Raw genomic sequence first — 9,017 nt, 5'->3', positions numbered from 1 at the left:
TCAACATATCTGGCGTTGATTTTTGGCACGCTGTTGAGTTCTCAAGGAACGGACGCTTCCTTTGTACTCACCCTCTCGGGCTTTCCTCCGGGCTTCCCTTCGGTCTTGCGTTTCCGACTCTATCAGACCGTTTCCGGCTTCTGATTTCCTCGGTGCTTTCCAGGTTTCCGCTTCCGCGTTTCCCTTTCCGGCGGTTCCGACTCTATCAGATCCTTTCGGGCCTGACTCCCAGTCAGCGGGGGCTGCCATCCCGGCCGTTGGGCCGTTCCGACGAGTGAGACTTTAGCGGAATCCCGAGTCCCGAGCGAATCGGGGGTGCGTCCTTTCGAACGCGGATTCCTCATTTCGCAAATACGCATGCCAATACACGCGACGACGGATCGTCGATTGTCTGTAGGTACTTGCGGAATGGTTGTCCGGGGACCGACCGGGGTCGGCGCTCACGTCGGACAACTCGGAGAACACTACGTAGGCGGTCGGGGAGTGTCAACTCCGCTCCGGAGAGCACCATACAGGCGTACGCTGTGTGACGTGACTACACATACGTGCGCCCAACAGTGGTGGGCCGCCTGACGGCGGCCGTACTCACGTATGTACTCAACGGCCGCCGCATCGGCGGCCGTTCTCGTATCTCCCTCCAGAGGGTCGGCCGGCCAGGTGCGGCGGTCCCTACCAGGAGGTGGAGAGATGACACGGGTCTTCAGTGGGGTCAAGCCGACCGGGCACCTGACGCTGGGGAACTACCTGGGCGCCATGCGGCGGTGGGTCGACGTGGACCAGCGGCAGAGCGATGCGCTGTTCTGCGTGGTCGATCTGCACGCGCTGACCGTGGACCACGATCCGGCACGGGTGCGCAGGCTCACTCGGCAGGCGGCGACGCTGTTGCTTGCGGCGGGGCTGGATCCCGAGCTGTGCACCGTATTCGTACAGAGTCATGTGGATGAGCACGCGCGGCTGTCGTACGTCATGGAGTGTGTGGCCACCGACGGTGAGATGCGGCGGATGATCCAGTACAAGGAGAAGGCCGCGCGGGAGCGGGAGCGCGGCGGGAGTGTGCGGCTGTCATTGCTGACATATCCCGTGCTGATGGCCGCGGACATCCTGGCGTACGGGACGGACGAGGTGCCGGTCGGGGACGACCAGGCACAGCATGTCGAGCTGGCCCGGGATCTGGCGGTGCGGTTCAACCAGCGGTACGGCCATACGTTCGTGGTGCCTCGGGCGACTCGGCCGGCGGTGGCGGCGCGGGTGATGAACCTCCAGGAGCCGACTTCGAAGATGGGGAAGTCGGACGACTCCGGGCCGGGGATCGTCTATCTGCTGGACGAGCCGGACGTCGTACGGAAGAAGGTCATGCGGGCCGTGACCGACAGTGCGGCGGAGGTCGTCTACGACCGGGACGCGCGGCCGGGGGTGGCCAATCTGCTGGAGATTCTGGCCGCTTGCGGTGGTGGGAGCCCCGCGGACTTGAGCGGTGAATATGAGTCGTACGGAGCGTTGAAGACGGACACCGCGGAGGCTGTGGTCGAGCTGCTCAGGCCTGTGCAGGAGAGGCACAAGGCGTTGTGCGCGGATCCCGCCTATGTGGAAGGGGTGTTGCGGGACGGGGCGGAGAGGGCGAGAGAGATGGCGAAGCCGATGGTCGATAGCGCGTATCGGGCCATCGGGCTTCTGCCTGCCTGAGCGCTGACCGCCCGCGAGGAGGGTGGGTCAGTTGTTGCCGGAGGCCAGTTCGCGGCTGCGGTCGCGGGCTGCTTCCAGGGCGGCGATGAGTGCGGCGCGTACGCCGTGGTTCTCCAGTTCGCGGATGGCGTTGATCGTCGTGCCGGCGGGCGAGGTGACGTTCTCGCGGAGCTTGACCGGGTGTTCGCCGCTGTCGCGGAGCATGACGGCGGCGCCGATCGCGGACTGGACGATGAGGTCGTGGGCCTTGTCGCGCGGCAGGCCGAGCAGGATGCCCGCGTCCGTCATGGCTTCGACCAGGTAGAAGAAGTACGCCGGGCCGGAGCCGGAGAGGGCGGTGCAGGCGTCCTGCTGGGACTCGGGGACGCGGAGCGTCTTGCCGACCGCGCCGAAGATCTCGTCGGCGTGCGCGAGATGGGCCTCGGTGGCGTGGCTGCCGGCGGAGATGACGGACATGGCCTCGTCGACGAGGGCGGGGGTGTTCGTCATGACACGGACGACCGGGGTGCCCGGGGCCAGGCGCTCCTCGAAGAAGGAGGTCGGGATGCCCGCCGCGCCGCTGATGACCAGGCGGTCGGCGGGGAGGTGCGGGGCGAGTTCGGCGAGGAGGGTGCCCATGTCCTGCGGCTTGACGGTGAGGATCAGGGTGTCGGCGGTCTTCGCGGCCTCGGGGTTGGTGACCGGGGTGACTCCGTGGCGGGTGCAGAGTTCCTCGGCGCGCTCGGGGCGGCGGGCGGTGACCAGGAGGTCGGCCGGGGCCCAGCCCGCTCGGATCATTCCGCTGAGCAGGGCTTCGCCGATCTTGCCGGTGCCGAGGACTGCGACTTTCTGGGTCATGGGTTCATCCTCGCACCGGCGGTGGGGAGGGGGTGGTCGCTGTCCGGCTGGCGGAACAACACCTCTGTGCGGAGCACCCCTGTGCGCAGCGCCGCTATGCCGTACGTCTCTATGCCGTGCGCCTCTTCAGGGTCGCCGCGCCCAGGCCGAGCACCAGCAGCGCGCAGCCGGCCACGATCAGGACGTCGCGTACGAAGGTGGCGGTCATGTCCGTGTGCTTGAGGACCTGGTTCATGCCGTCGACTGCGTAAGACATGGGCAGGACGTCGGAGATCGCCTCCAGTGCGGGGTGCATGTTGGAGCGGGCGGTGAAGAGGCCGCAGAGGAGGAGTTGGGGGAAGATCACCGCCGGCATGAACTGGACGGCCTGGAACTCCGAGGCGGCGAAGGCCGAGACGAAGAGGCCGAGGGCGGTGCCGAGCAGGGCGTCGAGGAGGGCGACCAAGAGGAGGAGCCAGGGGCTGCCGACCACGTCGAGGCCGAGGAACCAGACGGCGAGACCGGTGGCGAGGGCCGACTGGATGATCGCGATGATGCCGAAGGCGAGGGCGTAGCCGGCGATCAGGTCGCCCTTGCCGAGGGGCATGGAGAGGAGGCGTTCGAGGGTGCCCGAGGTGCGTTCGCGCAGGGTGGCGATCGAGGTGACCAGGAACATCGTGATGAGCGGGAAGATGCCGAGCAGCGAGGCGCCGATGCTGTCGAAGGTGCGCGGGCTGCCGTCGAAGACGTAGCGCAGCAGGAAGAGCATCACGCACGGCACGAGGACCATCAGCGCGATCGTGCGGGGGTCGTGGCGGAGCTGGCGCAGGACGCGGGTCGCGGTGGCGGTGGTGCGGGCGGCGCTGAGGGCGCTGATGGGCGCGGCGGCGGTCGCGGTGGTCGTGCTCATCGGGTCGTCTCCTTCTGGCGGCCTGCGGCCACGGCCTCGTCGACCAGGGTGAGGAAGGCCGCTTCGACCGTGTCGGAGTGGGTGCGGGTGCGGAGGGCGTCCGGGGTGTCGTCGGCGAGGATCCGGCCCTCGCGCATCAGGAGGAGGCGGTGGCAGCGCTCGGCCTCGTCCATGACGTGGGAGGAGATGAGGAGGGTGGCGCCGCGGGAGGCGGCGATGTCGTGGAAGAGGGTCCACAGGTCGCGGCGGAGGACGGGGTCGAGGCCGACGGTGGGTTCGTCGAGGACGAGGAGTTCCGGGGTGCCGAGGAGCGCCACGGCCAGGGAGACGCGGCTGCGTTGGCCGCCGGAGAGGTTGCCGGCGAGGGCCTCGGCGTGGGTGGTGAGGTCGACGTCTGCGATCACGCGGGTGACGTCCTCGCGGCGGCGGGAGGCGGCGGCGCGGCCGGGGTCGAGGATCGCGGCGAAGTAGTCGAGGTTCTGACGGATCGTCAAGTCGTCGTAGACGGAGGGGGCTTGGGTGACGTAGCCGATGCGGGTGCGGAGGGTGGGGTGGCCGGCGGGGTGGCCCAGAACGTTCAGGGTGCCGGTGACCTTGGCCTGGGTGCCGACGATCGCGCGCATGAGGGTCGACTTGCCGCAGCCGGAGGGGCCGAGCAGGCCGGTGATCTGGCCGCGCGGGACGGTGAAGTCGAGGTCGCGCAGGACGGTGCGGGGGCCGCGGACGACGGTGAGAGCCTCGGCGTGGACGGCGGGTTCCCGTTCCCTGACATCCGGTGTCTCGGGTTGCCCGGAAGGAGAATTCATCATGTGATGAATAATGCTCCGGTGAGTGGCGGCCGTCAAGCGGCGCGTGCGATGGCGCAGGAGCGTGTCGGCGTGATCGGAGTGAGGTGTTCCGGTATGTACGCCTCCGCGTTCACGGGGTGGCCACATGAATCCGGTGCGCGGCCAACTCCCTTTCCTGACAATGGATTTCAGTTCGCCGTGGCCTCCCCCGGTGTGGCGCCCACGCTGGAGGGCGTTGGAGGGGGTGCCGTACGACCGGGAGATGCGGTTGGAGTTGGGCGGGTTGCGGCATGTGGATCATGCGTGTGCGGCGGCCCTGGAGGGGTGGGCCGCCGCACGGGGCGGGATGACCGGGGGGAGCGGGAGTGGTCGCGGTCAGGGGGTCATGACGTGAGGGCGACGACGAGTTCCACGACGTAGGTCTCCTCCACGATCCCGTCCGGGAACACCGTCCGCAGGTGGTTCCGCTCCTCGGTGAGGAAGGCGTTGGTGCTCTCTTCGTCGTGGACCAAAAAGGCGGAGTGGCTGCCGATGTTGGCCAGGTGGGTGTCGACCGGGACGCGGCGGCTCCAACGGACCGTCCGGTGCGCGAAGTCGAGCCGGCCGGTGGGGTCGGCGAGCGCGGAACGCAGGCCGCTGCCGTTCTGCTCCACGACGCGGTCTACGCCGAAGTGGGTCCTGATGCGTTCCGACTGCTCGGTGATCCACGGGACGTCGAGGGCGCTCGTGTTCCACCAGAGCGCGAGCGCGCCGCCCGGGCGCAGGACGCGCAGCGCCTCCGGGACCGAGTGGTTGGGGTCGGTCCAGTGCCAGGCCTGGGCGTAGGTGAGGAAGTCGACGGAGTGGTCGGCGAGGGGGAGGGCGTTGCCGTTGCCCCGGACGATCGGGATGCCGGGGAGGGTCCGGCGGAACTGGGCCGTCATGCCGTCGCCGGGTTCGATCGCGATCACTTCGGCGCCGCGGGTGTGCAGGAGAGCGGTCGCGATGCCGGTGCCTGCGCCGATGTCCGCGACGCGGGCGCCAATGAGGGTGTGATGTGCGAGGTCTTCGATGGCGTCGAAGAGGGCCGGTGGGTAGGAGGGGCGGTTCTTCGCGTACTGGGCCGCGGCGGCGTTGAAGGAGTGGGCTCGGATGGCGGGGGTGGGGGGTGTGGGTGCAGTGGGCCGCTTGGTCATATGGCCATCGTGGCTGGGGTGGGTGCAGGGGGCAGGTGGTTTTTGGTGAGAAATGGAGTGCCGGGTTGGCGGAACCGGCCGTGTCAGGTGCGGCGGCGCTTCTTCGACGGGTTGCGGGTGCGGCGGGTTGTGCGCTTCTCGTACTGCTCCACTGCCGTTTCGTACTCCTGGCGGTGGAGTTGTTCGCCGGGGGCCTCGGTCAGGGAGCGGAAGAAGTAGGCGAGGAGGGAGCCGACGAAGCCGATGGCGAGGAGGCCGCGGAGGGAGGCCTGGCGGTCGGGGTCGGGGCGCTTTTTGAACGCTTCCCAGGTGTGGCCGAAGGAGAGGGCGCTACAGACCGCGAACATCACGATGACGAGGAGGGTGACGAGACTGCCGACGTCCGCGATCTGGAGGCCCTGGTAGGCGAAGCGGAGGATCAGGCAGGAGACGGCGGCGATCAGGAGCGAGGCGATCGGTGCGGCGATGCGGCGCGCGGTGTAGCCGTTGTCGTGGTTCACCCAGGTGGTGCCGAAGAAGCGGAGGGGTTCGGGGCGGGGGCCGCCTGTGGCTGGGGAGCCCGCGTCGTCCTGGGGGCCGGTCTCGTCGTTCACGGGACGATTATGGCTCCGGGGGTGGGCGCGGGCTCCCGGTGGGGGCTCAGTCGCAGCGAGAGGCTACGTAGCCGTCACTGCCCGTGTTCACATACGCGTCCGCGATGAACTCGCCGCTGCTGATGTTGTCCCAGATGTTCGACGTGCCGTAGGTGCCGGTGACCGTCGTCCCCGGCGTCTGGCAGTAGATCAGGACCTTCGAGCTGCCGGGCAGGGTGCCGACGACGCTGTAACCCGTGCCGGGGCCGCTGCGGATGTTGAGGCGGACGTTGGCGGTCGTGTAGGTCTGCGCCGCACTGGCCGTGACCGGTGAGCCCATCACCATGAGCAGGGCTCCGGCCACGCCGGCCAGCAGGACGGATACGCGCCTTCGGAATGTCATACGTCCCCCTGGGTGGTTGTGGTGGTGGGTCAGGAGCAACGCGGGCGGACGTACCCGTCGCTGCCGGTGTTCACATAGGCGTCCGAGATGTACTGGCCGTCGTCGATGTTGTCCCAGATGTTCGTCGTGCCGTAGTAGCCCGAGACGTTGGTGCCCGGCGTCTGGCAGTAGATCGGGACCTGTGAGCCCTCGGCCAGGACGCGGACGATGGTGTAGCCGGTGCCGGGGCCGCTGCGGACGTTGACGCGGGTGCCGGGTGCTATCGAGTAGTAGTGCAGGGCCGCCGCCGTCGCCACGGCTTCCTTCGTGGCTTCGCCCTCGACCTCTTCGATGCGGTCAACAGACATGAAAAACCTCCCCCGTTGAACCCCATGACTGCCATGGGGCCCCGTTGATTCCCCTAAAACACGCCATGAAACATATGTGCGCAACTCACACACGCAGGCTAGCAAGCCGCCTCTGTCCCGCACGGAGCATCGACTAGGCTCCGTGCGTCGCGCGCGCGGACGAACAGCACGGGGGTGGTTCCATGGCGCCACAGCACAACGCCGGAGCGGGCGCGGAAGCGGAACTTCCGGAGTACGCCGGTCACTACCGCCTGGAGTCATGCCTGGGCTCCGGTGGCATGGGGGTGGTGCATCTGGCGCAGAGCACCTCCGGGATGAAGCTCGCCGTGAAGGTCGTGCACGCAGAGTTCGCGCAGGACCCCGAGTTCAGGGGGCGGTTCCGGCAGGAGGTGGCGGCTGCCCGGCGGGTGAGCGGGGCCTTCACCGCGCCGGTGGTCGATGCCGATCCCGAGGCCCGACGGCCTTGGATGGCAACGCTGTTCATCCCCGGGCAGACCCTCTCCGAGCATGTGAAGCGGAACGGCCCCATGGCGCCCTTCGAGTTGCGCCGGCTGATGGCGGGACTGGCCGAGGCGCTGCGCGACATCCACCGGGTCGGCGTCGTGCACCGGGATCTCAAACCCAGCAACGTGCTGCTCGCCGAGGACGGACCGAAGGTCATCGACTTCGGTATCTCCCGGCCAAAAGACAGCGAACTGCGCACGGAGACCGGCAAGTTGATCGGCACACCGCCGTTCATGGCACCGGAGCAGTTCCGGCGGCCCCGGGAGGTCGGTCCGGCCGCCGACATCTTCGCGCTCGGGTCCGTACTGGTGCACGCGGCGACCGGACGCGGACCGTTCGACTCCGACAGTCCGTACGTCGTCGCCTATCAAGTCGTCCACGACGAGCCGGACTTGGCCGGGCTGCCGGAGAACCTCGCGCCGCTGGTGCTGCGTTGTCTCGCCAAGGAGCCCGAGGACCGGCCCACACCCGACGAGTTGATGCGTGAACTGCGGTCCGTGTCGGCCTCGTACGACACTCAGGCCTACATACCGGCGCAGCGGACCGGTATCACGCCGACGCCGGAGCCCCCCGCGGAAAAGCCCGCACCGCCCGAACGGCGGCGTGGGAGACGGCTGCGCAAGCGGGTCGCACTCGGGGCGGGCGCGCTCGGCCTGGCCGTGATCGGCACGCTCGCCTCGCTCCAGTTGTCCGACGACGGTGACACGACACCGAAGAGCGCCAGCCCGCGCACCACACCCGGCGCAGCGTTCGGCGGATGGCAGACGGCACCGGTCTCCAAAAAAAGCACACCCCAATGCTCCTTCGGAGCAGGGAAGTTGCTCTGCGCGCAGCCCGGTGTGGTGTTCGCCCTGGACCCGTCCGACGGCAGTCTGCTGTGGCGGCATGCCGTCGCCTCGACCCACCGGAGCGGCCCACCGGTGCTGTCGGGCGGCCTCGTGCAGCCCTCGCTGGACAGCGGCCGGCATCTGGAGGGCCTCGATCCCGCCTCGGGCAAGGTGCGTTGGCAGCGGACCGTCCCTGTGTACACCGGGCTGGCGGACGCCGGAGACATGCTTCTGCTCACCAACGCCGACGGGACGGTCACGGGTGTGGACGCCGCCTCGGGCGCCACGAAGTGGAACCACCCGGTGCCGGGCCAACAGCAGCCCTACTTCAACTCGTTCACCGGGGACCCGCTGGCGTATGCGACGAACACGTCGGACGACGGTGCGAACAGCCGGGTGACGGCGGTCGATCCGGACACGGGCGAGGTGCGCTGGGACGCGCGGCTGAAGGGCACGTTGCAGCCCGTCGGTTCGACGGGAGGGTCCGTCTTTCTCCTCTCCGTCGACACGGTCTACGGGGCCACGCAAGCCGTGGTCCGCTACACGCCGGACACCGGGGCCTCGCGGCGCGTGGCGTTGCCCGTACGACTTGAACAGGCCCACGCGACCGTCCGGGGGAACGTCGTCTACCTGGTGGGGACCGGCGGATCGATGTCGGCCGTGGACATGGGCGCGCGGAAGCGGCTGTGGGGTCTGGAAACGGCCGTGCTGCGGGGCTCCACGCCGGTCACGGATGGCAGGCAGGTGTACATCACCGCGGCGGACGGACGACTGCTCGCCGTCAGTGCCCGCGCGGGCCGACTCGTCGGGCAGACGCCGGCGCGCCTCGACGCCAACTCCGACCGGATCAGCGCGACGCTGCCCGAACCGGTCGTAACAACCAACCGCGTCTACGCCGCCGCCCCCGACGGCACGATCTTCGCCGTCAACTCCCTGACGCCCAAGGCCTGGTAGCCGCACGACGCGAAGGGCCGCCCCCGTCGGAACGAAGG

Annotated in this window: 9 protein-coding genes and 1 pseudogene; 3 read left to right on the top strand and 7 right to left on the bottom strand. The window is 68.8% G+C overall.

Annotation, left to right across the window (positions count from 1 at the left end):
- The first annotated feature begins 687 nt into the window (after positions 1–687).
- On the top strand, positions 688–1,683 hold the full coding sequence (gene trpS, locus ABZT04_RS05085) for a tryptophan--tRNA ligase (RefSeq protein WP_356053037.1): 996 nt from the start codon (positions 688–690) through the stop codon (positions 1,681–1,683).
- Positions 1,684–1,710: 27 nt separating this feature from the next.
- Here the strand turns inward: trpS and proC are convergent, their stop codons facing one another.
- The 3 genes from proC to ABZT04_RS05070 form a co-directional block, all read right to left on the bottom strand.
- Positions 1,711–2,520, bottom strand: a complete 810-nt coding sequence (proC, locus tag ABZT04_RS05080; protein WP_356053035.1) for a pyrroline-5-carboxylate reductase — start codon at positions 2,518–2,520, stop codon at positions 1,711–1,713.
- 109 nt (positions 2,521–2,629) lie between these two features.
- The gene (locus ABZT04_RS05075) at positions 2,630–3,409 is read right to left on the bottom strand and encodes an ABC transporter permease (RefSeq protein ID WP_356053033.1); all 780 of its coding nucleotides are present in this window, start codon (positions 3,407–3,409) and stop codon (positions 2,630–2,632) included.
- Positions 3,406–4,218 carry an ABC transporter ATP-binding protein gene (locus tag ABZT04_RS05070; RefSeq protein WP_356053031.1) on the bottom strand — a complete coding sequence of 271 codons (813 nt, stop codon included), beginning with the start codon at positions 4,216–4,218 and terminating at the stop codon, positions 3,406–3,408. Before ABZT04_RS05070 ends, ABZT04_RS05075 begins: the two co-directional genes overlap by 4 nt.
- 211 nt (positions 4,219–4,429) lie before the next feature.
- On the opposite strand from ABZT04_RS05070, the pseudogene ABZT04_RS05065 reads away from it, so the two are divergent.
- Positions 4,430–4,591 (top strand): annotated as a pseudogene (locus ABZT04_RS05065) (SulP family inorganic anion transporter); the annotation flags it as partial.
- On the opposite strand, the gene ABZT04_RS05060 reads toward ABZT04_RS05065, so the two are convergent.
- The 4 genes from ABZT04_RS05060 to ABZT04_RS05045 all read right to left on the bottom strand — a co-directional run bounded on the left by ABZT04_RS05060 (position 4,581) and on the right by ABZT04_RS05045 (position 6,694).
- Positions 4,581–5,372, bottom strand: coding sequence for a class I SAM-dependent methyltransferase (locus ABZT04_RS05060; protein WP_356053029.1), 792 nt, complete (start codon positions 5,370–5,372; stop codon positions 4,581–4,583). The pseudogene ABZT04_RS05065 and the gene ABZT04_RS05060 sit on opposite strands and share 11 nt — an antisense overlap.
- 83 nt (positions 5,373–5,455) lie before the next feature.
- On the bottom strand, positions 5,456–5,965 hold the full coding sequence (locus ABZT04_RS05055) for an EamA/RhaT family transporter (protein WP_356053026.1): 510 nt from the start codon (positions 5,963–5,965) through the stop codon (positions 5,456–5,458).
- A 46-nt stretch (positions 5,966–6,011) separates the two neighbouring features.
- Positions 6,012–6,347, bottom strand: a complete 336-nt coding sequence (locus ABZT04_RS05050; RefSeq protein ID WP_356053024.1) for a hypothetical protein — start codon at positions 6,345–6,347, stop codon at positions 6,012–6,014.
- Positions 6,348–6,376: 29 nt separating this feature from the next.
- Positions 6,377–6,694 (bottom strand): SH3 domain-containing protein, encoded by a 318-nt coding sequence (locus ABZT04_RS05045; RefSeq protein WP_356053021.1) that lies wholly within the window; start codon positions 6,692–6,694, stop codon positions 6,377–6,379.
- 182 nt (positions 6,695–6,876) lie between these two features.
- On the opposite strand from ABZT04_RS05045, the gene ABZT04_RS05040 reads away from it, so the two are divergent.
- Positions 6,877–8,979: a serine/threonine-protein kinase gene (locus ABZT04_RS05040; protein ID WP_356053019.1), complete on the top strand. Its 2,103-nt coding sequence runs from the start codon at positions 6,877–6,879 to the stop codon at positions 8,977–8,979.
- Positions 8,980–9,017: the final 38 nt, after the last annotated feature.

Source organism: Streptomyces sp. NPDC005492 (assembly GCF_040605995.1).
Lineage (GTDB): Bacteria > Actinomycetota > Actinomycetes > Streptomycetales > Streptomycetaceae > Streptomyces.
Note: the sequence above shows the minus strand (reverse complement) of the source record. Positions and strands in the feature narration are given on the sequence as shown.

What these genes read in the sequence shown, in the direction of transcription:
- ABZT04_RS05075 (WP_356053033.1), bottom strand. Translation starts at nt 3,409, where the DNA reads ATGAGCACGACCACCGCGACCGCCGCCGCGCCCATCAGCGCCCTCAGC.
- ABZT04_RS05070 (WP_356053031.1), bottom strand. Translation starts at nt 4,218, where the DNA reads ATGATGAATTCTCCTTCCGGGCAACCCGAGACACCGGATGTCAGGGAA.
- proC (WP_356053035.1), bottom strand. Translation starts at nt 2,520, where the DNA reads ATGACCCAGAAAGTCGCAGTCCTCGGCACCGGCAAGATCGGCGAAGCC.
- trpS (WP_356053037.1), top strand. Translation starts at nt 688, where the DNA reads ATGACACGGGTCTTCAGTGGGGTCAAGCCGACCGGGCACCTGACGCTG.
- ABZT04_RS05050 (WP_356053024.1), bottom strand. Translation starts at nt 6,347, where the DNA reads ATGACATTCCGAAGGCGCGTATCCGTCCTGCTGGCCGGCGTGGCCGGA.
- ABZT04_RS05045 (WP_356053021.1), bottom strand. Translation starts at nt 6,694, where the DNA reads ATGTCTGTTGACCGCATCGAAGAGGTCGAGGGCGAAGCCACGAAGGAA.
- ABZT04_RS05040 (WP_356053019.1), top strand. Translation starts at nt 6,877, where the DNA reads ATGGCGCCACAGCACAACGCCGGAGCGGGCGCGGAAGCGGAACTTCCG.
- ABZT04_RS05060 (WP_356053029.1), bottom strand. Translation starts at nt 5,372, where the DNA reads ATGACCAAGCGGCCCACTGCACCCACACCCCCCACCCCCGCCATCCGA.